Origin of the sequence: Chelatococcus sp. XZ-Ab1 (assembly GCF_029309855.1) — a bacterium.
GTDB lineage: Bacteria > Pseudomonadota > Alphaproteobacteria > Rhizobiales > Beijerinckiaceae > Chelatococcus_A > Chelatococcus_A sambhunathii.
In genome coordinates, this window is sequence record NZ_JARKII010000001.1 from 416,063 (window position 1) to 440,996 (window position 24,934).

Genomic DNA, 24,934 nt, shown 5'->3' on the forward strand with positions numbered 1-24,934 from the left:
GCTAATCGAAACGCATTAGTTGATAGGCTTCTCCTCCTCTCCCGGAATGACATACTCGCGGGGTCAAGAAGAAGCGACACAATGGCTTGGTTGAAACCTTCGGGCTTCGACAACCTCGGTGCCATTCGTCGACGCTGTGTAATCGAACCTGTCTCGTATTCATAGAGAAAAGTGCTGCGTTTCTATTCTGCGAGGGAGAGACGATATGCCCCTGAACGACAATGACACCTACGAAGTCGACCAGAATAATGGCTTGAACGATTCCGACTTCAACATGAATGTCGGCACGGCGAACCAAGTCGGCCTCTTCAATTTCGGCGGTGCCGTGCAGGGCATCAGCAGCGGCGGCAACGGCCAGAGCAACACGTCCTGGATCACGGATGCCGGCGGCGCTGGCGGCTGGTTCAACGGAAATGACTATTATTCCGTCGACCAGGACAACGAGATGCTCGACAGTGACGCCAACGCCAATGTCGGCACGCTCAACCAAGCCGGGCTGTTCAACTTCGGCGGCCTGGCGCAACAGACGACGAGTGGCGGCAACGGACAGTCCAACACGTCCGCCATTCAGGACAGCGGCTTCGCCGGCGGCTGGTTCAACAACAACGACGAATACCGGGTGGACCAGTACAATGGCATGGCCGATAACGACCAGAACATGCAGGTCGGCAACATTACGCAGATCGGCGGGCTGAATTTCGCAGGCGTCGATCAGAGCATCACGAGCGGCGGCAACGGACAGAGCAACAGCACCTGGATCGGCGACACGGGCTTCTCGTTTGGCCTCGGCAACGGCAACGACAGCTACTGGACCGGCCAGACCAACAACATGTACGACAACGACGCCAACGCCAACGGCGCCGGTATCGCGCAGTTCGGCGGCCTCAACATCGCCGGAGTGGGGCAAAGCATCGACAGTGGCGGCAACGGCCAGTCCAACACCTCCAACATCTCCGACTTCAGCCTCGGTCTCGGGGCCTTCAGCGACAATGACCACTATGAGGTGAGCCAGTTCAACGGTCTCTACGACAACGACCAGAACATGAACCTGACCACCATCCAGCAGGCCGGGTTCGGGAATGTCGCAGGCGTGGGGCAGAGCATCGTAAGCGGCGGCAACGGACAGTCGAACACCTCCAACATCAGCGACTTTGGCCTCGGCTTCGGCGCCGGCAGCAACAATGACGAGTTCGATGTCGGCCAGCAGAACATCATGTTCGACAACGACATCAACACGAATGTCGGGGTGGTGGCACAACTCGGCTTCGGCAATGTCGCCGCGATCGACCAGAGCATCACGAGCGGCGGCAACGGCCAGAGCAATACGTCGTGGATCGGTGACAGCGGTTTTGGCGGCTTTGGCAACAGCAACGACAGTTACAGCGTCAGCCAGGCCAATTACCTCATGGACAACGACAGCAATACCAACGCTGCCAGCGTCTCCCAGGCGTTCGCCTTCAACTTCGCCGGCTTTGACCAGGATATCGTCAGCGGCGGCAACGGCCAGAGCAACACGAGCGCCATCGACGACGCATAGCCCGACGAACCGACGGATGCGGACGGGGTGCGGACCCGGCAGGCCAGCCGGGCCCGCACTGCCGGCGCCAGCGGAGGGGACGGGACCATGCCGGTCGATCGCATTACCGAGTTGCTGTGGAACTATCTTCGGGTGCCTGTCGTGCATGAGGGGGAACGGCCGAGCGTCTCCCTCGCCTATGTACGCACCGACGGCGAGGAGCCGGAGGTGGTGCAACTCGGCCCCGACCCCGTCTTCGCCGCCCGCATCGGCGAGATCGATGGCGCGAGGGTGAGCAGCCTTCCGGTCGAGCCTGCGTTCCTGGGTGGACTTCATCTGCTCGCCGGCGCGGTCGACCTGCCCCGCTCCTGGCTCGATGCGCATGTCGGGGCTGGCAGCCTCGCGACGCATCCCGGAGCGCAGGCCGGCAACCTCGATGATGCCGGTTTCGGCGGAACGGCCGCTCCGATGCACGGCGCCGGGTCGCTGGCGCTGTCGACGGCGTCGGGCGCGCCACACAAGGTGTCCGGGACTGTCGGCCCCGCCGACCCGATGGAGGCCGTGGACGACGCCGACCCCGCCCCCCTGGCCACCCGGCCCGACCTGCCCGACCTTGCCGATGCGGAGGCGGGGCAGGCGGTGGCAAGCGGCCAGAACGTCCAGATCAACGAAGTCGTCATCGACGTGCCCGGCACGGCCGACAATGCAGCGAACGGCAACGTGTCGACGCCTTACACCGCCGGTCCGATAGAGCATTTGTTCGATAGCCTGGGCAGTCAGCAGCTGCTGCACGGCTTCTCCGTAGACAGCCATCTGGGCGGTGCGCTGTCGCAGACGGCTGTCATGCAGATCAACGGCCTGACCGACCGCGACCTCAACGTGCAGGCGGCGCGTCTGTCCATGACCGAGGCAGGGCCCGACAGTGTGGGCTCGGTGACCCAGCAGACGACAAGCGGGGGCAACAGTCTGAGCAACGAGGCCGTGCTGGTCTCCGGCAGCGACGGCTATGACCTCATCGTCGTCAGCGGCCATTACTACGAATACAACATCATCCTGCAGTTCAACCTGATCATCGACCGCGACCTCAACCAGGCCTTCGTGCAGGGGGTCGTTGGCGAGGGCCAGTCCTCTCAGCAGGTGCTGGCAAGCGGTGGCAACCTGCAGGTCAACGATGCCGCCATCATCGACACCAACAGCGGCGGCGGCGTGCAACTGATCGGCGGGCTCTACAGCGAGCATTTCATCGCCGTCCAGTCGTCGATCCTGTTCGACGGCGATATCAACGCCCTCATCGCCCTGCTTGGCCCCGAAGGAATCGCGGCCGCCATCTCCGGCCAGTTCGCCCAGAGCGGCGGCAACGTCCAGATCAACATGGCGATGTTCGGCTTTCAGGAGGCAGAGGGTGCGTGCGGGGACGCGGCGGCTTGGCTCGACTTCCTGGCCAATCCGTTCGCCGGTGGCGCCTATGTCATGCAACTCGTCGATGCCGACGGCAAACCGATCAACGTGCTCTTCGTCGACGGCGACTACCACGACATCAATCTGATCGTGCAGGTGAATATTATAGACGACAGCGACAGCAATGTCGTCGATGCCACGGCAACCGGCGCGCACAACCTCTCGGGCGATGGCTTCGGCGCCTTCGATTTCGACCAGTTCGCGGGATCCGGCGGCAACACAACCGTCAACCACGCCGTCATCATCGACGACAACGGCGGTTTTGGCGCCCAGGTCGTGGCCGGTAACTACACAGAGTTCAACGTCATCGTGCAGCAGAACGTCCTCTTCGACGGGGACACCAACGTTGTGACCCAGGTCGCCGGCGCCGTCGAACAGATAGCCCACGACGAACTGGCGGAAGTCCTGGCTCAGGCGCCAGCGGCATCGAGCGGCGATGCCCTGCACACGCTGACGGGCTGACCAGCAATGGCCACGGCATCAGGACGAAGGCCGGGAGGCGGCAGATGCGAGATCCGACGCGTGACGAAATGACTGCCTCCGGAGCCGCGGCCGGCCGTGTGCGGGAGCCGGGCGATAGCCGTCAGACGAACGGCAGGGAGCCGCCGCGGCTGCCGCGCGCCACCTGGCCGCCGGCCTTCACCGCGGAGCGCCCACCATCCGCCGCAACGTCCGGCAAGGGCAGTGCTGAAGCCCGCTGCGGCGAGCGGCGGCCCGGCGGGACCGGCGCCACTTCCCAGGAGGCTCCATCGCCGGTCGATCTTGCCGGGCGGCAGCAGACACAGGACGAGGTCATCGCACCGCTGCGCCGTAGCGGCGCCAGCGGAGGCGGAGCAGGCACGGGCAAGGCAACGAGCCGGCGCGCCTATCAGCCGCGGGCCGACGTCATCCGCAATGGCCTGCACGCCTGCCGCCGCGGCATCCTGCAGGTCGGTGCCTTTTCCGTCGTCATCAACCTTCTGATGCTGACGGTGCCGCTCTATCTCTTCCAGCTCTCGGACCGTGTCCTGACGAGTCGCAGCATCGATACGCTTGTCATGCTGTCGATCATCGCCATCGGCGCGCTGACCCTGCTCGTCGTGCTCGATGCCCTGCGACGCTTCGTCCTGACACGCATCGCCGTGCAGCTCGAGAGTCTGCTCGGCGCCCCCGTGATGTCCGCCGCCCTTCGTTCCGCGGATGTCGGGGCGACACGAGACATCCAGGCCCTGCGTGACCTGCAGCAGGTTCGCTCCTTCATCAACGGGCCGGTGATGCTCGTGCTGTTCGACGCGCCCATGGCGCCGCTCTATTTCCTGGCGGTTTTCCTGATCCATCCGGCGCTCGGCGTCATCGCGACGGGAGCGGGCGTCGTGCTGTTCGGCATCGCCGTGCTGAACGAACGCATGACGGCGAAGGACTATGGCGTTGCCGGCAATTTCGCCATGCGCGCCAACATCCAGGCCTCGGCCCAGGCGCGCAACGCGCAGGTCATCGGCGCGATGGGCATGCTTGAGGAGGCCATCCTGCTGTGGGGGCGGGAGAACGCCGCTTCCATGAAGGCTCAGATCCACGCCAATGATCGCAACATCTATCTGGCCAGCGTGTCGCGCTACGTGCGCCTCGTGACGCAGATCGGCATTCTCGGCTGGGGCGCCTATCTCGCCGTGCGGGGCAGCGTGACCGGTGGCATGATGATCGCCGCCTCGCTCATTGCCAGCCGCGCGCTGGCGCCGATCGAGGGCGCCATCGACGGCTGGCGCGGCTTCGTGCAAGCCAAGTCCGCCTACCGCCGCGTCCGCTCGCTGCTCGACGCACCGGCGAACGACACCGAGCGCATGCTGCTGCCGAAGCCGGAAGGGCGGGTGCAGGCGGACAAGCTGCTCTACATCCCGCCCGGCACGAGGCGCACGGTGCTCAACGGCGTCTCCTTCACGCTCGAGGCGGGGGATTCGCTCGCCATCATCGGGCCCTCGGGCGGCGGCAAGTCGACCCTGGCGCGCATGCTCGTCGGTTGCATCGCGCCGACGGCCGGCAGCGTGCGCCTCGACTTCATGGACCTGCGCAACTGGGACCGTCGTCAGCTTGGCGAGAGTATCGGCTACCTGCCGCAGGACATCGAGCTCTTTCCGGGCACGATCAAGGCCAACATCGCCCGCATGCGGGAGGATGCGACCGACGAAGAGATCGCCAAGGCGGCTGCACTTGCCGGCGTGCACGAGATGATTTCCGGATTTCAGGACGGCTACGAGACGGAGATCGCCGTGGACGGCAGCCCGCTCTCCGGCGGACAGAAGCAGCAGATCGCGCTCGCGCGCGCCTTCTTTGGCGATCCGCGGCTCATTGTCCTCGACGAGCCCAACGCCAACCTTGACACGATGGGTGAACGCGCCCTCGCCGCAGCTCTGGCGCGCGCCCGGCACCAGGGCATCACGATCGTGCTCGTCACGCAGCGGCCGGCCGTTCTGCAGAGCGTCAACAAGATCCTGATCCTGCGCGAGGGCCAGGTGGCGGCCTTCGGCGAGCGTGACCAGATCCTGCCGCGCCTGATGGCGCAGACGCAGGACGAGGCGCTCGCTGCGGCACCGGCAACAGCGCCGGGCGTTGCTGCCCAGACGCAGGCATAGGCCGGGACATTCGGGAGGGAGCGATGCCGCATGCGGTCATCACCGGCGAGGAATGGTGCGAGGAGGTGCCGCGTGCCACCCGCTGGCCGCTCCTGCTCGGTTCAATGATCCTGGTGTTCGGAGTCTTCGGCTTCGGCGTCTGGGCGAGCGTTGCCCCCATCGACGGGGCAGTGGTCGCCTCCGGCACTTTTGTCGCCACCGGACAGAACAAGATCATCCAGCATCTCGAGGGCGGCATCATCTCGAAGATCATGGTGCGCGAGGGCGATATCGTCGAAGCCGGGCAACCGCTGGTGCTGCTCGATGATACCGATGCCAAGGCCAACCTGCGGCGCCTCACCCTGCGGCACGACCGCCTGCTCGCGATCCAGGCACGCCTCGAGGCGGAGGTGGCGGGGGCCGGGGACGTCCGGTTCGAGCCCCAACTGCTGGCCCGGGCCACGGACCCGGAAGTCGCTGCGATCATCGACGGGCAGAAGATCGAGTTCAAGGCACGGCGGGAGCGGGTGACGAGCGAGGTGGCCATCCTCGAGCAGGGCATCGCCGCCCTGCGCGAAAGCATCAACGGCGGGCGCGCACAGCTCCGCGCCGTCCAGGTGCAACTCGGCCTCGTGGCGCAGGAGCTCGAGGGCAAGCGCGAGCTCCTGAAGAAAGGCTATGTCCGCAAGCCGGACGTGCTGGCGCTCGAACGTGCCCAAGCGGGCCTCGAGGGGCAGATCGGTCAGCTGACCGCCGGCATCAGCGATGCGCGCGAGCGCATCAGCCGCGAGGAGCAGAAGATTGCGCATGTGCGCTCCCAGCTCATCCAGTCGGCGACCGAGCAACTGCGGAACACACAGAGCGAGCTCGACGATGTGCGCGAGCGGATGCGGATGGCCGAAGGGGTCAGCGAGCGTGTGACAATCGAGGCGCCGGTCAAGGGCATCGTCGTCAAGCTCATGTTCCACACCGCCGGTGGCGTCGTGGCCCCCGGCAAGGACATCCTCGAGCTTCTGCCCGTCAATGACGAACTGATCATCGAGGCGCGCGTGCGCCCGCAGGACATCGACAGCCTGCACAGCGGCCAGGAGGCGCTGGTACGCCTCACGGCACTCAACCAGCGTGTCACCCCGATGATCCCCGGCGAGGTCATTTATGTCTCCGCCGATGCGCTGCCAGACGAGCAGCGCAGCACGACCCACAGCAGCGCCTATATCGCCCGGATCTCCCTTGACAAGGCGGCCGCGTCCGAGCTGCCGAAGTTCCGGCCGACACCAGGCATGCCTGCAGAAGTCTTCATCAAGACCGGCGAACGGACTTTCTTCGCCTACCTGCTGCGGCCGCTGACCGACAGTTTCGCGAGAGCCTTCAGGGAGCGCTAGGTGAAGAGGCGTCCGCGGCCTGCACGCGCAGGTATCGGCGAGTGCATGAATGTTTCGCATTAGGCAAAATTTTCATCAAAAATATTGCGAAAATTTTCTGTTTAATGTATTTTTAATGATACTGGTCGTCCTTCTCCGGCCGGTGGGGGGATGCTTTTGTCCTGTTGAAGGTGATCGTCAGTAAACACCAAGAACGAGGGCGTCGATGCATTCAAGCCAAACTTCCAGAGGAGGGCGGGAAACAGTGCAGCGAAGATCGGCGCGGGCGCCAGAAGGTATCGCTGCACTGCCACAGCCATCCGCCGCGAGCGGCATGAAGCGCGGGCGCGAGATCATCACCAGCATGGTTGGCGTCTTTTGCCGCCTCGCCGGCGCGCGGAGCAGCATCGCCGCGCAGCTCAACGCGGTGAGCCGGACAGCAGCACCGCTGCATGTGGCAGGACGCGAGGCGAGCGCCATCGCAAGCCATTGCCAGACCCTCCTGCAGCCGGTGACGAGCGATGTCGGCGTTCGTGAATCCTCCCTCCTGGCCGCGCCTTCAGACGGGCCGCTGGTCGTCCTCGAGCGTTTCCTCGACGGACGCCTGCTGACGGGAACCATGCGCATCGCTCCCGATCCGACCGCGTTCGCGCTGGCCTCGGTCCTGTTGCCGGCGCAGCAAGATTTCATCGTCCTCGAGCAGGAGCGTCGCGCCTTCGGGACGCTTCTTCAGGGAATCGCGGATACCCTCCGGCAGGAGGTGACACCGCCACGCCCGCCAGGAGCGTTCATGAGCGCCTCGGTCGTGGACCGGTGCGTGCCCTGGGGTTATGTGGTGGTCGACGAGGAGGGATTCATCCTGTTCGCCAACCAGCGGGCGCGGGCGGCGATCGTCGCCGGTTGCGGCATCGAAGGTCGCGGCGGCCGCCTCAGGGCCCTGCGCTCAGTGGTGGATCGCACGCTCACCGCCGCTGTCGGCGAGATGGCGAAGGCCGCACTTGCGGGCGCCACGCCTCCTTCGCGCGTCATCGCCGTTCCCAATGCCGACGGAGAGTGCCGCTTCGCACTCAAGATCGCGCCATGCGGGCGTGGCGAGGGCACCGGCATGGGCACGGCCTATGTCTTCATCATCGACCTGAAGAGCCGGCTGCGCGCCAACCACGAGGAACTCGCCTGCCTGTTCTCCCTATCGGACAAGGAATCGCGCTTTGCCGAGCTCTTCTGCTCGGGCCTGCGGCTGAACGAGATCGCCGCGATGATGGGCATCACGGCCAATACGGCGCGGGTGCATCTGCACAACCTGTTCAAGAAGACCGGCACCTCCAGCCAGGTCGAACTGGCCTGGAAGCTCGCCCGCGTGCTGTAGGCGGTCGTCTCTTAAAGGCGGGCGGCGCGGACGACGCTGCGGATGGCGAAGGCCGACTGGATGCGCGCGACACCGGGAAGGCGGGACAGAACGTCCGTGTGAATGCGCTCGTAATCGGTGGCGTCCTTTGCCGAGACGCGCAGATGATAGTCGGCGAGGCCCGTCATCAGGTAGCATTCCTGCACCTCGGGGCAGCGGCGCACTGCGGCCTCGAAACGGCGCAGGAATTCCTCGGTCTGGCGCTCCAGCGATATCTGCACGATGACCACGGTCGCGTCGCTGCGTGGCCCCTCGTCGACGATCGCCGTGTAGCCGCGGATGATGCCGGATTCCTCGAGGTGATGCAGCCGCCGCAGGCAGGCTGACTGCGAGAGGCCCACCTCTGCGGCGAGCTTGGCGTTGCTCATCCGGCCGTCCTGGCGCAGGAGACGCACGATGCGCAGGTCTGTCGCATCAAGTTCGCGCATGCAATTTTCTCCGAAAACCTCAATATAATTTGCAATAATCAGGCCATTATTCGCATATAATTCGACATCATGCAAGGAAATGAGGTGATCATTGCGTGTATCCTGCGCCTGAGGCAACGCCCGGCGGATGACGCGGCGGCGCTGGGCTCGTGAGCGGAGGAATGTCGTGAAGGTGCTCGTTCTCGGCAGCGGCGTGATCGGCGTCGCCAGCGCGTATTACCTCGCCAAGGCTGGGCATGAGGTCACGGTCGTCGACCGGCAGCCGGCGCCTGCGCTCGAGACGAGCTATGCCAATGCCGGCGAGGTCTCGCCCGGCTATTCCGCGCCGTGGGCCGGGCCCGGCGTGCCGGTCAAGGCGGTGAAGTGGCTCCTGATGAAGCACGGACCACTCGTTGTGCGGCCGCGGCTCGATCCCGCGATGTGGATCTGGATGGCGCAGATGCTCGCCAACTGCACGAGCGCACGCTATGCCGTCAATAAAGCCCGCATGGTGCGACTCGCCGAATACAGCCGCGACCTATTGCGGGCTCTGCGCGCCGAGACGGGCATCTCCTATGACGAGCGCAGCCGCGGTACCTTGCAGCTCTTCCGCGAGGCGGCGCAGTTGGAGGCGACGGCCAAGGATGCGGCCATCCTTGCCGAGTCAGGCGTCCCGCATGAGGTGTTGGACGTCGAAGGCTGCATCCGGGCCGAGCCGGCCCTTGCGCGGGTGCGCGAGAAGTTCGTCGGCGGCTTCCGTCTGCCCGACGACGAGACGGGCGATTGCCACCTGTTCACGCAGAAGCTGGCGGCCCTGTGCGCGGATATGGGCGTGGTCTTCCGCCAGGGCGTCAACATCAAGGCCCTGTCGGTGGAGGGCGGGCGGCTCGCCGGCGCATCGACCGATGCGGGTTTTCTCACCGCCGATGCCTATGTCCTGGCGCTGGGCAGCTTTTCGCCGCTGCTGCTGCGGCCGCTCGGCCTGTCCATACCGGTCTATCCGGTGAAGGGCTATTCCATCACCGCGCCCATCATCGACGAGGCAGCCGCGCCGGTGTCGACGGTGATGGACGAGACCTACAAGGTGGCGATCACCCGGCTCGGCGATCGCATCCGTGTCGGCGGCACAGCGGAGGTCTGCGGCTACGACATGACGTTGCGGCCGGCCCGGCGCGCAACGCTCGATCACTCCGTCGGCGACCTTTTTCCGGACGGCGGCGATCTGACGAAGGCGAGCTTCTGGTGCGGACTGAGGCCGATGACGCCGGACGGCACGCCGGTGATCGGGCCAACGCGTCTGTCCAATCTCTACCTCAACACCGGCCACGGCACGCTCGGCTGGACGATGGCATGCGGCTCCGGCCGCGTCATCGCCGACATCATCAGTGGCCGCAAGGCCGATATCGAGACGGCGGACCTCGCCATGAGCCGCTACGGCTGAGCGAGGTCAGCGTCAGCCGGACCGGCCGGGAGCCAGGGTATCGGGCAATCTCTCGATGATGATGGCGAGATCTTCCTCGTCGACGAGCCGGGCCGCCTCGTCGGGGGAGAACCAGCGCCGCTCGCGCTCATCCATCTCGGGCCAGCGGCGGCGCTCCTTCTCGACCGTCAGCGGGAAGAGTTCGACCTCGCAATCGACGGTGGCGTTGCGCTTCAAGCGCTTGGCATAGACATAGGAGCCGATCGGTTGGGCTGCGATGGAGCCGGCCACACCCGCTTCCTCGAACGCCTCGCGCGCCGCCGTGTCGTGGCCGTCGAGCCCCTTCATCGGCCAGCCCTTGGGCACGATCCAGCGGCGCGTCTGGCGCGAAGTGATCAGCATGATCTCGAGCTGGCCCTCCGGCGTGAAACGCACCGGGATGGCTCCGAACTGCTTGCGGCGGGACTTGCCCATGGGCTCCTGATACATCGCTTCTTGTCGTGAACCTCGCTGGTCTTACCGGGCCTGCCCGGCTTGTGCCACTCCGCAAAACGAAAACTCCGCCCCTTCGCGAAGGGGCGCTGCTCGATCGAAGCGGCGGGAGCAAGCAGCGCTTATAGCGGCGCCATGACAGTCATACGCCCCTTTGTGCGGACTGTCATGTCGGCTACGGCTGCTATGCTCGCGCCTGCCGCAAGTTTGCTGCGGAAGCGAAACGGAAACCGAACGAATCGAATATATCATAACCGGCTAACAATTCGAGCGCCGACTTGTTTCCGAAGGTGCTCCGGGATGCTTCAGAGACCGCTCGCACCACCGGCGGTCAGGAGGATCTGGGGGGCAAGGGCCGGCCGGATGCGGACATCCGCCGCGACGTGCGGCCTGCGGGCCGCGTCCATGATCTCACGGGCGAGGCTGCTGGCAAGGCAGGCGTAGCCGCGGTCGCTCATATGGAAGCCGTCTGCCGCCAGCATCGGACGAAGGCCGCCGGGCGCTTGCAGAGCCCAGGTCTTCATGAGGCCGTAACGGGAGAAGACGCAGGCCTTCATGCGGGTGCCCACGTCGTCGACGATGGACACGAAGCGTTCGTAGCGCGCGGGTCGCGAGATGGTGGGATAGAACTGCTGGTCGATCAGGACGAGGTCGGCACCGGTGGCGAGAACGCTTGCGACGCCATGCTCGACAAGCTGACGGAAGGCATCTTCGGGCACGTCGGCCAGGGCGTCATTGGTTCCGACCTGCCAGAGCACGAGGTCGGGCTGCACGATGGCGAGCTGCTGCTCGAGGCGAACGAGCGTCTGCGCCGCTGTCTCGCCGCCCACGCCGGAGACGTGCATGCGCACCTCGATGCCTGGCAGGGCGGCTTCGACGAGCCGTTCGAGTTGCAGCGGGTAGCCGGCGCCCGGAGCCGAGGCGCCGACCCCGGCCGTGGTCGAGGAGCCGATGGCGAGGATGGTGAGTGGCGCTCCGGTCGCGATGCGCTCGGCCGTGCGCTCCAGCGTGTCGTTGATCTTCAGCATCGGCTGATGGGCAGCGCAGGCCGTGCCTGCATCCGCTGCCGTTGCATGGGCCGGGATCCGGACATCGTCCTGCGCCCGCGGCGCGGCCGGCGACAGGAGAAACCCGGCTGCGGCCAGAAGGATACACCCCAGACGGGCAGGCGCACGACGCACTGCTGCCGACGTCAGTCGCAACACATTGTGCAAGATGATACGCCCCCCTCGGCGCGACGCGCCGCTACAGATATGCTCTCAAATAGCACGGCAGCGAGCTCGGCAAAAGATGCCCGGTTCGGGCAAATCCGGTCGCCCGGCTGGACGAGCGGGTGCGCAAGCGCCACCTTGATGAGGAGGCGCCACGGTACTGGTGCGGACCGGGGCCAAGGGAGACGGCGCGTGAACGTGATGAAGGCAGGCGGGTTCGAGCAGGTTGCGAGCGCTAGCGAAGCGGTCGATCGGCTCGCAGCACTGCACGGGGCGGCCTGCCAGTCCCTGCGCGGCGCGCTCGAACGCTATCTGAAGGAGCACAAGCCGCCGACACCGGCCGAGCGCGCTACCTTCCGCTACCCGGAAGTGCGCGTGACCTATCGCCCGGACGGCGTCATGCCGGTCTCGGCCCGCGCCTATGCCAAGTTCCAGGGCCCGGGGGTCTATTCGACGACGGTGACCCAGCCCGAGGCCTTCCGGCCCTATCTCGTCGAGCAACTCGGCCTTCTCATGCAGGATTTCGACGCTCGGGTGGAGGTGGGTGTCAGCGGGCTCGACATTCCCTATCCCTACATCGTCGACCGGGGGGACGAACTCGCAGGACACGGCGTGAGCGCGGCCGAACTCGCGCGCTTCTTCCCGACGCCCATGCTGGCAGCGGTCGGCGACGAGATCGCCGACGGGCTGTGGGATGTCGAGGAGGGCAGGGCGCGCCCGCTCGCCCTCTTCGATGCCGTGCGCGTCGATTTCTCGCTCAGGCGGCTCGTGCACTACACGGGGACCGACTGGCGCCTCATCCAGCCCTGGGTGCTGCTCACCAACTACCATCGCTACGTCGACCAGTTCGTCCGCTGGGCGCTGGCGCGGCTCAACGACGACGACCGCTACGAACGGCTGGTGCTGCCGGGCAATGTCGTCATCCCGCGCGGGCTCGCGGAGGACGAGGCCATCGCGCGCGTCACCGGCGTCGCCTGGCACCGCTTCCAGATGCCGGCCTATCATCTCGTGGCGCGCGACGGCCATGGCGTGACCCTCGTCAACATCGGCGTCGGACCGGCCAATGCCAAGAACATCACCGATCATCTGGCCGTGCTGCGCCCGCACTGCTGGCTGATGATTGGCCATTGCGGCGGCCTGCGCCAGTCGCAGATGATCGGCGACTACGTGCTCGCCCACGCCTATCTCAGGCAGGACCGCATCCTCGACGAAGCGGTGCCGACGCATGTGCCGATCCCGGCGCTCGCCGAGGTGCAGGTCGCCCTGCAGGAGGCGGCGGCCATCGTGACCGGCGACAAGGGCGAGGCGCTGAAGCGGCGCCTGCGCACCGGCACCGTCCTCACCAACGACGACCGCAACTGGGAACTGCGCTGGTCGCAGGAGCGGCGCGTCATCAATCTCTCGCGCGCCATCGCGGTGGACATGGAGAGCGGCACCATCGCCGCCCAGGGCTATCGCCTGCGCGTCCCCTACGGCACCCTGCTCTGCGTCTCCGACAAGCCGCTGCACGGCGAGATCAAGCTGCCCGGCGCCGCCAACGCCTTCTACGAGCGGGCGGTAGGGGAGCATCTCGAGATCGGCCTTAAGGCGCTTGACCTCCTGCGCAGCCAGCGGGCGCAGCTGCATTCACGCAAGCTGCGCAGCTTCGACGAGCCCCCCTTCCGCTGATTCCACGCAGACCCGCGATGCGCCACCGGCATGGCTTCGGCTGTGGCCATTGGTGCAAGCTCGCGGCCCCCGACGAGCAGCGAGGCCTACCGTGCAACTGTCGATCGCCGACATCACAGCGGATTTTCCGAGATTCCGCGTGGCGGTGGCGGCGGTCGACGATCTTGCGATCACCGATGCGCGCCCGCAGGCGCTCGATGCGCTCATCGCCGAGCGCGAGGCGGCGTGCCGGGAGCGCTGGGGTCATCTAGAACTGTCGCAGGTGCCGGGCATTGCCGCCTGGCGCGAGGCCTACAAGGGCTTCGGCATCAAGAAGACGAGCTACCGCTCGTCGGTCGAGCGGCTCGTCAAGCGCGTCATCGCCGGCGAACGACTGCCCGCCGTCAACAGCTTCGTCGACCTCTACAACGCGGTATCGCTGACCCATGTCTTCTGTTGCGGGGCGGACGACCGCGACAAGCTCGCCCCGCCGCTCGCCTTCCGCTACGCTCGGGAGGGCGACAGCTTTCGCGACATGGCCGGCGGAGGATCGGCAGCCGCCCCCGATGAGAATCCGGAAGATCCGCCGAAGCCAGGCGAGGTGGTCTATGCCGATGCCCGCCACGTGCTGTGCCGGCGCTGGAACTGGCGGCAGGATGCGCGCACCGGCATCGGTCCAACCACCACGCGCGCCGTCGCCACCATCCAGGCGAACGGCGTCGGTGACCTCGAGGCGGCGGTCGCGGATTTCGGCGCCCTCGTCGCCGCCCATTGCGGCGGCCATTGCCGCGTCGCCATCGCCGACCATGCGACGCCGGTGGTGATGCTCTGATCCCGTCAACGGCGCGCGCGAAAGGCCGCGGCGAGGGTGCGCAGGGCCGTGCGCGTGCGGGAATCGCTAGACCGGCTGTGCAGGATGACGGGCGAGGAGGGAAAGGCCGGCAGGCCCCAGTTCGGCCCGATATCGACGGCGCCCGGCGGCGCGATGCGGCGGGCGAGCGGCGCGACGGCAAGGCCGGCCTCGACGGCCGCGGTGACGGCGGCGATGCCGCTGCCGACGAAGGCCTCGGTCCAGGCGATCCCGCCCGCGTCCAGCAGGCGCAGCGCATGCCCCCGCACGCCGCAGGGCGGCGCCAGCGAGGCGAGCGGCAGGGGCTCCACCGGCGCGTTGCTCGCAAGGCTTCCGGCGGCGAACCAGCCGAAATCGTCGGTGAAAAGCGCCTCGCCATCGCGCCGGTCCGCCTCGCGCCGCACGATCGCGGCATCGAGCTCTCCCTTATCGAAGGCCTCAAGCAGCGGCCGCGAGAAGCCTGAGCGGATCTCGATGCGCAGAGCCGGGTCGCTCGCGCCGAGGCGGGCGAGGAGGCGGGGTAGGTCCGGCCCGGCGACATGGTCGCTGATGCCGAGCACGAGGCGCCGCTCCTGCGGTGCCTCGCAGGCGAGGGCGCGTTCGTGGGCGGCGAGCAGGTCGCGCGCCGGCTGCAGGAAGGCCGCGCCGTCGGGTGAGAGGCGGACGAGTCGGGGCGTGCGTTCCAGCAGGCGGCGGCCGAGACGTTCCTCCAGCCGGCGCAGCTTCAGGCTCACGACCGATTGCGTGGTGCCCAGCACTTCGGCAGCGCGGGTGAAGCTGCGCAGATCGGCCGTGAGCACGAAGGCTTCGACGGCATCGATGTCGAGAGACGCCATGGTGATCTCGCAATTCATTTCAGATCGAAATCATTGATATCGCTAATGATGCGATTCTTCAATCAATGCCGCCGCAGTAGCCTGCTGCATCCGAAATTTCAGGAGACAAGGCCATGCCGATCATCGAGGTGAAGTTTGCCGCTGCGCCGGGGCGCCACGTCGCGCGGCGCGAGATTGCAGGGACGGCGAGCGCGCTTGCGGCCGACGTTCTGGGCAAGTCTCCCACCGTCACGGCGGTGGTAGTGGAGGAAATCGCGGCGGAGGACTGGTTCTGCGGCGGCCATGCGCTCGCCGAGAGCGGGCTTGCGAGCTTCTGGCTGTCCATCCGCATCACGGAGGGCACGAACACGCGCGCGGAGATGACCGAATTCATTGCCGCGACCTTCGCTGCCATGGGCCGCCTGCTCGGGCCGCTGCACGAGGAGAGCTACATTCACGTGATGGAGGCCTGCGGCTTCGCCTATGGCTACGGCGGCCGAACCCAGGACGAGCGGGCGATGGCGGCGAGGATGAAGGCGCCGGTGCCGGTGTGATGAGGCCGGGATGGCGTTGAAGCGCAACCGGGCTGATGACCGTATCCTGGGAGGGAAGGGCTATCGCACGTGAAAGAGCGCTATTGATCCCTCCCCTCCGCAAGTCGGGTGTTCCCGACTTGCGCATAAGTGCGGACCTCGGGCAAGCCCGAGGTCCGTGGGAGGGTGGATCGGTCCGCAGGACCGAGACGGGTGGGGGTGAGGGCCGGGAACGGTGTTCGCAATCTCAGCCGTACGGCCCCCTCCGTCACCGCTTCGCGGCGCCGCCACCCTCAGCGCGGGGGAGGATCGCGGCCGCCCTTGCTTGCCGCCCGTATGCGTTTTGTCTGCACCGAAGACGTTCATTCTTGCATCTCTCTCAGGTTCATATAAACATATGTTTATATCTGCCGGACGAGAGCGATGCGCCAGCCGCTGTCACTGCCATTCACGACATTGCTCGCCGGGCTCAAGGCCGCGGCGGAGGAGACGCGGCTGCGCATCCTGGCGCTGCTGGCGGACGGCGAGCTCAACGTGTCCGATCTCACCGACATCCTCGGCCAGTCGCAGCCGCGCATCTCGCGGCATCTGAAGCTGCTCACCGAGGCGGGGCTCGTCGAGCGCCATCGCGAGGGCGCCTGGGCGTTCTTTCGCCTCGATCACCGGAACGGGGCCGCGGCGGCGATCCGGGCGGTTCTGGAGAGCCTCGACCACGACGACCAGCAACTCGCTGCCGATCGGGCGCGGCTCGCCGCCGTGCGCAAGGCGCGTGCTGAGAGCGCGCAGGCCTTCTTCGCGCGTCTTGCCGCGGACTGGGACCGCATCCGCTCGCTGCACGTCTCGGAAGAGGCGGTGGAGGAAGCGGTGCGCGAGGCCATCGGGGAGAAGCCGCTCAACGCCTTCCTCGATCTCGGCACCGGCACCGGGCGCATGCTGCAGCTCGTCGCGCCGCTCGCCCGCCGGGCGGTCGCCGTCGATGCCAACCATGCCATGCTGTCGGTGGCCCGGGCCAATATCGAGCGGGCCGGGCTCTCCGGCATCGAGCTGCGCCAGGGCGACATCTACGCCCTGCCGGTGGAGCGCAACGCCTTCGACCTCGTGCTCGTGCACCAGGTGTTGCACTACCTCGACGATCCGGCGCGGGCCATCCGCGAGGCGGCCGCGGTACTGGCGCCGGGCGGGCGCCTGCTCGTGGTCGATTTCGCGCCACACGAGCTCGAGTTTCTGCGCGCTGAGCACGCCCACCGCCGCCTCGGCTTTGCCCATGAGCAGATCGCCCAGTGGTTCGCGGAAGCGGGGCTCGATCTCGTGGCAACGCGCGAATTGAAGCCGCCGCGCAGCGACACCGACAAGCTCACCGTCTGCCTGTGGCTGGCGCGCGACAGGCGCGTCGTCACTGACTGGCCCTTGCAAGCACCCGAGAAAGAGGTGGCCTGATGTCGCACGCTCCCTTCCGCCCCAGCCGTCGCGGCGCGTGCCCGGTGCGCGTCTCCTTCGAGTTCTTCCCGCCGAAGACGGCGGAGATGGAGGCGACGCTGTGGGCCTCCATCGAACGACTGGCGCCGCTCGGGCCCCATTTCGTCTCCGTCACCTACGGAGCAGGCGGCTCGACACGCGAGCGCACGCATGCCACGGTGAAGCGTATCGTCGAGGAGACGCCGCTCGCGCCGGCCGCGCATCTCACCTGCGTCTCGGCGACGCGCGCGGAGGTTGACGACGTCGTACGCGCCTATTGGGCGGCGGGCGTGCGCCACATCGTGGCCCTGCGCGGCGACCCGGCCGAGGGCATCGGCGCCGTCTACACACCCCATCCCGGAGGTTATGACGGCTCGCCCGAGCTCGTTGCGGGCATCCGCGCCGTCGCCGATTTCGAGGTGTCGGTCTCGGCCTATCCGGAAAAGCACCCGGAGAGCGTCTCCATCGACGCCGATATCGAGCTTCTCAAGCGCAAGGTGGATGCGGGCGCGACGCGGGCCATCACCCAGTTCTTCTTCGATAACGACGTCTATTTCCGTTACCTCGAGAAGGTGCGGGCGCGCGGCATCGACATCCCCATCGTGCCCGGCATCCTGCCGGTCCAGAACTTCAAGCAGGCGGCCAATTTCGCCGCACGCGCGGGGGCGAGCATCCCGGCCTGGCTCGCGGGTCGCTTCGACGGCCTCGACCAGGACGTGGAGACGCGGCGCCTCATCGCGGCGGCGGTCGCGGCCGAGCAGGTCATTGACCTCGTCGACCGCGGCGTGACGGACCTGCACTTCTACACGATGAACCGCGCCGACCTCGTTTATGCCATCTGCCACCTGCTCGGCCTCAGGGCCGGGACGGCGGTGGCCGAGCCCGTGGCAGCCGCGGCGGTGGCGTAACCCATTCAAAGGTCGTTGTGACATGACAGACGTTCGCCCCGCCGATGGCGCCGAGGTGCGCAAGGCCCTCACCGAAGCCGCGCGCCAGCGCATCCTCGTGCTCGACGGCGCCATGGGCACCGAGCTGCAGGCCTACAGGTTCTCGGAGGAGGACTTTCGCGGCGACCGTTTCCGCGGCCACAACCGGGAGTTGCGGGGCAACAACGACCTCCTCATCCTCACCCAGCCGGACGCGGTACGCGACGTGCACCTCGCCTATTTTCGGGCCGGGGCCGATATCGTCGAGACGAACACCTTTTCGGGCACCTCGATCGCCCAGGCGGACTACGCGCTGGAGGCGATCGTCTACGAACTCAACGTCGAAGGCGCGCGCCTTGCCCGCTCGGCAGCCCGCATCGCCGAGGCGGAGGACGGACGGCGCCGCTTCGTCGCCGGCGCTGTCGGGCCGACCAACCGCACGCTCTCCATTTCGCCCGACGTCAACAACCCCGGCTTCCGGGCCGTCACCTTCGACGAGGTGTGCGACGCCTATGCCGAACAGATGCGGGGCCTCGTCGACGGCGGCTCGGACATCATCCTCATCGAGACCATCTTCGACACGCTCAACGCCAAGGCGGCCATCGTCGCAGCCAAACGCGTCTTCGCCGAGAAAGGTGTCGATCTGCCTGTCATGGTCTCGGGCACGATCACGGACCTGTCCGGTCGCACGCTCTCCGGCCAGACGCCGGAGGCCTTCTGGCATTCGGTGCGCCATGCCGAGCCCTTCTCGGTCGGCCTCAACTGTGCCCTCGGTGCGCGCGAGATGCGCGCCCACATCCAGGAAATCGGCAAGGTCGCGGACACCTTCGTCTGCGCCTATCCGAACGCCGGCCTGCCCAACGAATTCGGCCTCTACGACGAGAGCCCGGAAGCGATGGCGGCGATGATCGCGGAATTCGCCGAGGCCGGCCTCGTCAACCTCGTCGGCGGCTGCTGCGGCTCGACGCCGGCGCATATCCGGGCGATCGCCGAGGCGGTCGACGGCAAGGCCCCGCGTGCCATCCCCGAGATCGCGCCGCGCATGCGTCTTGCCGGGCTCGAGCCCTTCGTGCTCACGCCCGACATTCCCTTCGTCAATGTCGGCGAGCGCACGAACGTCACCGGCTCGGCTCGGTTCCGCAAGCTGATCACGGCCGGCGACTACGCCGCGGCGCTGGACGTCGCGCGCGACCAGGTGGCGAATGGCGCCCAGGTCATCGACGTCAATATGGACGAGGGCCTGCTCGACAGCCGGAAGGCCATGGTCGAGTTCCTGAACCTCATCGCCGCCGAGCCCGACATCGCCCGGGTGCCGGTGATGATCGATTCCTCGAAGTTCGAGGTGATCGAGGCCGGCCTCAAATCCGTGCAGGGCAAGGCTATCGTCAACTCCATCTCGCTCAAGGAGGGCGAGGAGAAGTTTCTCGCCGAGGCGCGCACCTGCCGGGCTTTCGGCGCAGCCGTGGTCGTCATGGCCTTCGACGAGACGGGCCAGGCCGACACGGAAGACCGCAAGGTCGAGATCTGCACACGGGCCTACCGGCTGCTGACCGAGACGGTTGGCTTCCCGCCTGAGGATATCATCTTCGATCCCAACATCTTCGCCGTAGCGACGGGCATTGAGGAGCACGACAATTACGGCGTCGATTTCATCAACGCCACGCGCCGCATCCGTGAGAGCCTGCCGCACGCGCATGTCTCGGGCGGCGTCTCGAACCTCTCCTTCTCCTTTCGCGGCAACGAGCCCGTACGCGAGGCGATGCACGCCGTCTTCCTCTACCACGCCATCGGGGCGGGGATGGACATGGGCATCGTCAACGCCGGCCAGCTCGCCGTCTATGACGAGATCGAGCCGGAGTTGCGCGAGGCCTGCGAGGACGTTGTCCTCAATCGCCGCAAGGATGCGACCGAACGGCTGCTGGCGCTCGCCGAGAATTTCAAGGGCAAGGGCAAGCAGGCCAAGGAGCAGGACCTCACCTGGCGTACCTGGCCGGTCGACAAGCGGCTGGAGCACGCGCTCGTCAACGGTATCACGGACTATATCGAGGAGGATGTCGAAGAGGCGCGCCTTGCCGCCGCGCGGCCGCTGCACGTCATCGAAGGCCCGTTGATGGCCGGCATGAACGTCGTCGGCGACCTCTTCGGCGCGGGCAAGATGTTCCTGCCGCAGGTAGTGAAGTCCGCCCGCGTCATGAAGCAGGCGGTCGCCTATCTCATGCCCTACATGGAACAGGAGAAGGAGGCCGAGGGCATCACCGACCGGCCGGCCGCCGGCAAGGTGCTGATGGCGACGGTGAAGGGCGACGTGCACGACATCGGCAAGAACATCGTCGGCGTCGTCCTGCAGTGCAACAACTACGAGGTCATCGACCTCGGCGTCATGGTGCCGGCCCAGAAGATCCTCGACACCGCGCGCAAGGAGAAGGTCGACATCATCGGCCTCTCCGGCCTCATCACGCCGTCGCTCGACGAGATGTGCTTCGTCGCCTCGGAGATGGAGCGCGAGGGCTTCGACATCCCGCTCCTCATCGGCGGCGCGACGACCAGCCGCGTGCACACGGCGGTGAAGATCCACCCCAACTATGCCCGTGGGCAGGCGGTGCACGTCAACGACGCGAGCCGCGCCGTCGGCGTCGTCTCGGCCCTTCTGTCCGCCGAGCAGCGCGGCCCCTATATCGAGACGGTGCGCGGCGAATATGCCAAGGTCGCCAATGCCCACGCGCGCAGCGAGGCCGACAAGCAGCGGGTGCCGCTGGAGAAGGCCCGCGCCAATGCGGTCAAGATCGACTGGGCGGGCTATGCGCCGCCGAAGCCGACCTTCCTCGGCACGCGCGTGTTCCGCTCCTACGACGTCGGGGAACTCGTCCGCTGCATCGACTGGACGCCCTTCTTCCAGACCTGGGAACTGAAGGGCCGCTTCCCTGCGATCCTCGAGGACGAGGAGCAGGGCGCGGCGGCGCGCCAGCTCTACGAAGATGCGCAGGCAATGCTGAAGCGCATCGTCGAGGAGCGCTGGTTCAACCCGAAGGCGGTCATCGGCTTCTGGCCGGCGAATGCCATCGGCGACGACATCGCGCTCTATACAGGCGAGAGCCGGCAGGAGAAGCTCGCCACCTTCTTCACGCTGCGCCAGCAGCTCGCGCGGCGTGACGGACGGCCCAATGTGGCGCTCGCCGATTTCGTCGCACCCGAAGGGGTGAAGCCCGACTATGTCGGCGGCTTCGTGGTGACGGCGGGAATCGAGGAAGAGCGCATCGCCCGGCGCTTCGAGCGGGCCAACGATGATTATGCCTCCATCATGGTCAAGGCGCTTGCCGACCGCATCGCGGAGGCGTTCGCCGAGCGCATGCACCAGCGTGTGCGCAAGGAGTTCTGGGCGTATGCCCCGGACGAGGCGCTCGACAACGAGGCCCTCATCCGGGAGGAATATGCAGGTATCCGCCCGGCGCCGGGCTATCCGGCCCAGCCGGATCACACGGAAAAGGGCACGCTTTTCCGCCTGCTCGAGGCGGAGCGACGCATCGGCGTGAAGCTGACCGAGAGCTTCGCCATGTGGCCGGGCTCATCCGTTTCCGGACTCTACATCGCCCATCCGGATGCCTTCTACTTCGGCGTCGCCAAGGTGGAGCGCGACCAGGTGGAGGATTATGCCCTGCGCAAGGGCATGGAGATCGCCGAGGTGGAACGCTGGCTCGCGCCTATCCTCAACTACGACCCGGCGACCTACGCGCGCCAGGCGGCGGAGTAATCAGCAGACCAGAAGCATCGCTCCTCGTCGTCATGCCCGCGCTTGTCGCGGGCATCCACGCCTTGACATGTCGCGCAACCTCAAAGGCGTGGATGGCCGGGACGAGCCCGGCCATGACGACGGAAAGGGGCAGCCTGGAAGCACCAACGCCGTGTGGGTCTTGTGCTACCGGCAGCTATTTCGCATGCCCACTCACACGATTACGGTTGCCGCCGGCCGGCTGGCGATGAGATCGCGCAGGGTCGTGATGGTCGACGCATCGGCGATGCCGTCGATGCGCTCGGGGCGGAAATGGCGCTGGAAGGCGGCGACGACGGCGGTGGTCGCCTCGTCGTAGCGGCCGGTGAGCGCAATGTCGTAGCCGTACATGGCGAGCATCGCCTGCAGCGCCTCGACCGGCTGGCCGCTCTCGCCGGGGCTGAGGAAGCGCCCGCCGCGCACCGGGGCCGGGCGCACGAAATGGCCGATGCCAGCGCGATTGAGCTCCTCCCAGGGGAAAAGTTCACCGGGGTCCAGCTTGCGCTCGGGCGCCACGTCGGAATGGCCGAGCACGCGATCCGCCGGGATCGCCCAGCGGGAGACGATGTCGCGGCTCAGTGCGATGACGGCGGCGATTTGCGCCGCAGGGTAGGGCGGCAGGCCGCCTTCGTGGCCAGGATTGGCGATCTCGATACCGATCGAGGCCGAGTTGATGTCGCGCTCGCCGGCCCATGACGCCCTGCCCGCGTGCCAGGCCCGGCGTCCCTCCGGGACGAGCTGCAGCACGCGGCCGTTCTCGAAGACGAAATAATGCGCCGAGACCTCGGCCGCGGGGTTGCACAGGCGCTGCAGCGCGTCGCCCGCATCGGGCATGCCGGTGTAGTGTAGTACCAGCATGTCGGGACGGCGCGGCGTGCCGTCCGCGCCCAAGCGCTCGCCGTGGTTCGGGGAGGGGAAGACCTTGGCGGCGACGGGGCTGTCGGGTTTGGGCTGCTCGCTCATGACGTGACCTTCGCGGACTCTTTCTCGTTTATCCGGCGCTGGCGCACGATCTCGTCCCAGGCGGCGTTGAGGGCGGCGGTGCGGTCGGTGGCGATGCGCACGGCCTCGGGCGGCAGGCCGCGGGCGATCTCCCGGTCGGGATGGCTCTCGGCGATGCGCCGGCGGTAGAGACGGCGCAGCTCCGCGTCGCTCATGCCGCGGTCCGCGCCGAGGATGACATAGGGATCGTCCGTGCGGTGCACGTGGCGGGCCTCGATGCGCGCGAAGTCCGCTTCGCTCAGGCCGAAGATGCGGGCGACGGTCGCGAGATAGGCAAGTTCGTCATCGTGCAGGGCGCCGTCGGCGGCGGCGATGAGGAAGAGGCCGTCGAGCACGTCTTCGAGCAGCGCCGGCTCGTCGGCAAGCAGCGTGGCCAACTGGCGGGCATAGGCCTCGAAGCCGGCCGTGGTCGCCTTGGCGAGGTTGAAGAGGCGGGCGATCTGGGCAAATTCCTCGGCCGGCGCTTCGATGATGGCGTGAAAGGCGCGGATCTCGGCGCCCGTGACGACGCCGTCCGCCTTCGCCATCTTGGCGGCGAGCGCCACGAGTCCGGTCGTGAACACCACCTGCCGCGGCGGCGGCCGGAACAGCGCATTGGCGTCGTCGATGAGGAGATGGCCTGCAAGAGCGCCGAGCAGCGCGCCGAGGGGGCCGCCGATAGCCAGGCCGATGCTGGCGCCGCCGAGCTTGCCCCAGCCGAGTTTGCCCCACATGGGTCGAGACCGCTTCCCTGCTCTTGCCGCTCCGATGCCGCGCCCGCACGTCCGTTTCGCGCCCCAATGGCTCGACGCCGGTCTCATCAGCAAAGGCACGAGAGAGCTAGCGAGGCGTGAGGGCCTTGGCAAGGCGCTGAAGCGACGGGAAAGTGCGCGCGGCCGGGCAGGGCCGCGCGCAGACCTTCAGTAGCACTCGCGATAGCGGCGACCGCGATAGTAATAGTAGTCGCAGCGCGGAGCGGTGGCTGCGCCGACCACGGCACCTCCGGCGGCACCGATAGCGCCGCCGACGAGCGCTCCGCCGACGTCGCCGGTCGCCACGCCGCCAATGGCCGCACCAGCCGCGCCGCCGATCAGCGCGCCGCCGACCGCCCGTTCCTCCGGTGTGTTGCAGGCTGCGAGGCCGAGCGCCATCAGCCCAAGTACGGCACCCTGCCTGAGATGACGCTTCATGATTTTGCTCCTGTTCCACTGGGCTCGCCGTCTGGCGGCGCAGCCAAGAATGCCATTTTACGCGCGGTAGGCTGCCACGACAATTTCTGCTCGCCACGCGGCGGTTTCTTTGTTCGCCGTGTGTGCGCATGATTTCCTGTTGATAATTTCTTATTATAGCAAATAATAGTATATCATATCCATGTATTCAGCAATTCATGACTCGTGAATGGTGTATATGGTTTACTTTAACATTCAAATTCCCTGACATTGCCCGATATGTGCCTCATTCTTGGGTGAAGTCGTCCATCTATTCAATGGCTGTTGCCTCAGGGATGGGGGCCATCATGGTGGGACGACTGGCGGTCTGTTGCGTCGCGCTGGCGATGTCGGCCTCGGCCTGTGCCCAAACGGGAGGTGACGCAGCGGGGACGGCGGGTGAGGCCGTTGCCGGGTCTGTCATGCCGGTTCCGCGTCCGACGGGCGTCGGCGGGCGCAAGGTCGCGCGGGCCCTGCCAGCGCCGGCTGGCCGCGACCGCATTCGCGCGCTGATCGCCCGCCACGCGGTCGAGCGAGGTGTCCCGGCCGATCTTGCCGATGCCGTCGTCCGGCTTGAGAGCAACTACAATCCCGAGGCGCGCAACGGCAGCAACCTGGGGCTCACGCAGATCAGTTTCGCTACGGCGCGGGCCTATGGCTACGGCGGTGCCCGCGAGGGACTGTTCGACCCCGAGACCAATCTGACCTTCGGAATTCGCTATCTCGCCGAGGCCTATCGCCTCGCGGGCGGGGACACCTGCGGCACGATCCTGCGTTATCAGGCCGGCCATCGCGCCCGGTCGATGACGACTGCCGCGCGGCGCTATTGCGCCAGGGTGCGACCCCTGTTGGCGGCTCGATCTTGAGGAGAAACAGCAGGACGAGCCGGTAACGGACG

At 66.9% G+C, this 24,934-nt stretch carries 20 protein-coding genes; 13 read left to right on the plus strand and 7 right to left on the minus strand.

Annotation, left to right across the window (positions count from 1 at the left end; genetic code table 11):
* The first annotated feature begins 205 nt into the window (after positions 1 to 205).
* From P2T65_RS02045 to P2T65_RS02065, 5 genes are all read left to right on the plus strand, one after another.
* Complete coding sequence (locus P2T65_RS02045; RefSeq protein WP_063189879.1) at positions 206 to 1,537, plus strand: hypothetical protein; 1,332 nt, start codon at positions 206 to 208, stop codon at positions 1,535 to 1,537.
* 87 nt (positions 1,538 to 1,624) lie between these two features.
* The gene (locus tag P2T65_RS02050) at positions 1,625 to 3,436 is read left to right on the plus strand and encodes a hypothetical protein (protein WP_063189878.1); all 1,812 of its coding nucleotides are present in this window, start codon (positions 1,625 to 1,627) and stop codon (positions 3,434 to 3,436) included.
* Positions 3,437 to 3,480: 44 nt separating this feature from the next.
* Positions 3,481 to 5,580: a type I secretion system permease/ATPase gene (locus P2T65_RS02055; protein ID WP_245280433.1), complete on the plus strand. Its 2,100-nt coding sequence runs from the start codon at positions 3,481 to 3,483 to the stop codon at positions 5,578 to 5,580.
* Between the two features lie 23 nt (positions 5,581 to 5,603).
* Positions 5,604 to 6,941 carry an HlyD family type I secretion periplasmic adaptor subunit gene (locus P2T65_RS02060; protein WP_071924033.1) on the plus strand — a complete coding sequence of 446 codons (1,338 nt, stop codon included), beginning with the start codon at positions 5,604 to 5,606 and terminating at the stop codon, positions 6,939 to 6,941.
* Between the two features lie 313 nt (positions 6,942 to 7,254).
* Positions 7,255 to 8,286 carry a LuxR C-terminal-related transcriptional regulator gene (locus P2T65_RS02065; RefSeq protein WP_055457486.1) on the plus strand — a complete coding sequence of 344 codons (1,032 nt, stop codon included), beginning with the start codon at positions 7,255 to 7,257 and terminating at the stop codon, positions 8,284 to 8,286.
* A gap of 11 nt (positions 8,287 to 8,297) precedes the next feature.
* On the opposite strand, the gene P2T65_RS02070 is transcribed toward P2T65_RS02065, so the two are convergent.
* Positions 8,298 to 8,753: an Lrp/AsnC family transcriptional regulator gene (locus P2T65_RS02070; protein ID WP_055457485.1), complete on the minus strand. Its 456-nt coding sequence runs from the start codon at positions 8,751 to 8,753 to the stop codon at positions 8,298 to 8,300.
* A 166-nt stretch (positions 8,754 to 8,919) separates the two neighbouring features.
* Between P2T65_RS02070 and P2T65_RS02075 the strand changes: the two genes are divergently transcribed.
* Positions 8,920 to 10,173, plus strand: a complete 1,254-nt coding sequence (locus P2T65_RS02075) for a D-amino acid dehydrogenase (RefSeq protein ID WP_055457484.1) — start codon at positions 8,920 to 8,922, stop codon at positions 10,171 to 10,173.
* 12 nt (positions 10,174 to 10,185) lie between these two features.
* Here P2T65_RS02075 and P2T65_RS02080 read toward each other — a convergent pair whose 3' ends face one another.
* Complete coding sequence (locus P2T65_RS02080) at positions 10,186 to 10,641, minus strand: NUDIX hydrolase (RefSeq protein ID WP_055457483.1); 456 nt, start codon at positions 10,639 to 10,641, stop codon at positions 10,186 to 10,188.
* A gap of 308 nt (positions 10,642 to 10,949) precedes the next feature.
* Complete coding sequence (locus P2T65_RS02085) at positions 10,950 to 11,672, minus strand: SGNH/GDSL hydrolase family protein (RefSeq protein ID WP_055457482.1); 723 nt, start codon at positions 11,670 to 11,672, stop codon at positions 10,950 to 10,952.
* Positions 11,673 to 12,056: 384 nt separating this feature from the next.
* Between P2T65_RS02085 and P2T65_RS02090 the strand changes: the two genes are divergently transcribed.
* Both P2T65_RS02090 and P2T65_RS02095 read left to right on the plus strand, forming a co-directional pair.
* A complete protein-coding gene (locus P2T65_RS02090; RefSeq protein WP_055457887.1) occupies positions 12,057 to 13,523 on the plus strand; it encodes an AMP nucleosidase in 1,467 nt (488 codons plus the stop codon).
* 91 nt (positions 13,524 to 13,614) lie between these two features.
* Entirely contained in the window at positions 13,615 to 14,334 is a 720-nt protein-coding gene (locus P2T65_RS02095; protein WP_276199107.1) for a phenylalanine--tRNA ligase beta subunit-related protein, read from the plus strand.
* A gap of 5 nt (positions 14,335 to 14,339) precedes the next feature.
* Here P2T65_RS02095 and P2T65_RS02100 read toward each other — a convergent pair whose 3' ends face one another.
* Positions 14,340 to 15,188 carry a LysR family transcriptional regulator gene (locus P2T65_RS02100; RefSeq protein WP_055457886.1) on the minus strand — a complete coding sequence of 283 codons (849 nt, stop codon included), beginning with the start codon at positions 15,186 to 15,188 and terminating at the stop codon, positions 14,340 to 14,342.
* Positions 15,189 to 15,301: 113 nt separating this feature from the next.
* On the opposite strand from P2T65_RS02100, the gene P2T65_RS02105 reads away from it, so the two are divergent.
* From P2T65_RS02105 to metH, 4 genes are all read left to right on the plus strand, one after another.
* A complete protein-coding gene (locus P2T65_RS02105; RefSeq protein ID WP_055457480.1) occupies positions 15,302 to 15,721 on the plus strand; it encodes a 4-oxalocrotonate tautomerase family protein in 420 nt (139 codons plus the stop codon).
* Positions 15,722 to 16,123: 402 nt separating this feature from the next.
* Entirely contained in the window at positions 16,124 to 17,137 is a 1,014-nt protein-coding gene (locus tag P2T65_RS02110) for a metalloregulator ArsR/SmtB family transcription factor (protein ID WP_055457479.1), read from the plus strand.
* On the plus strand, positions 17,137 to 18,063 hold the full coding sequence (gene metF, locus P2T65_RS02115; protein ID WP_055457478.1) for a methylenetetrahydrofolate reductase [NAD(P)H]: 927 nt from the start codon (positions 17,137 to 17,139) through the stop codon (positions 18,061 to 18,063). Before P2T65_RS02110 ends, metF begins: the two co-directional genes overlap by 1 nt.
* A gap of 22 nt (positions 18,064 to 18,085) precedes the next feature.
* The gene (gene metH, locus P2T65_RS02120; protein WP_276199108.1) at positions 18,086 to 21,829 is read left to right on the plus strand and encodes a methionine synthase; all 3,744 of its coding nucleotides are present in this window, start codon (positions 18,086 to 18,088) and stop codon (positions 21,827 to 21,829) included.
* A 192-nt stretch (positions 21,830 to 22,021) separates the two neighbouring features.
* On the opposite strand, the gene P2T65_RS02125 is transcribed toward metH, so the two are convergent.
* From P2T65_RS02125 to P2T65_RS02135, 3 genes are all read right to left on the minus strand, one after another.
* Positions 22,022 to 22,810: an N-acetylmuramoyl-L-alanine amidase gene (locus P2T65_RS02125; protein ID WP_055457476.1), complete on the minus strand. Its 789-nt coding sequence runs from the start codon at positions 22,808 to 22,810 to the stop codon at positions 22,022 to 22,024.
* Entirely contained in the window at positions 22,807 to 23,562 is a 756-nt protein-coding gene (locus P2T65_RS02130) for a DnaJ family molecular chaperone (protein ID WP_055457475.1), read from the minus strand. Before P2T65_RS02130 ends, P2T65_RS02125 begins: the two co-directional genes overlap by 4 nt.
* Before the next feature lie 186 nt (positions 23,563 to 23,748).
* Entirely contained in the window at positions 23,749 to 24,018 is a 270-nt protein-coding gene (locus P2T65_RS02135) for a hypothetical protein (protein ID WP_055457474.1), read from the minus strand.
* 440 nt (positions 24,019 to 24,458) lie between these two features.
* Here P2T65_RS02135 and P2T65_RS02140 point away from each other — a divergent pair, with 440 nt between their 5' ends.
* Positions 24,459 to 24,902 (plus strand): transglycosylase SLT domain-containing protein, encoded by a 444-nt coding sequence (locus P2T65_RS02140; protein WP_055457473.1) that lies wholly within the window; start codon positions 24,459 to 24,461, stop codon positions 24,900 to 24,902.
* Positions 24,903 to 24,934 lie beyond the last annotated feature (32 nt).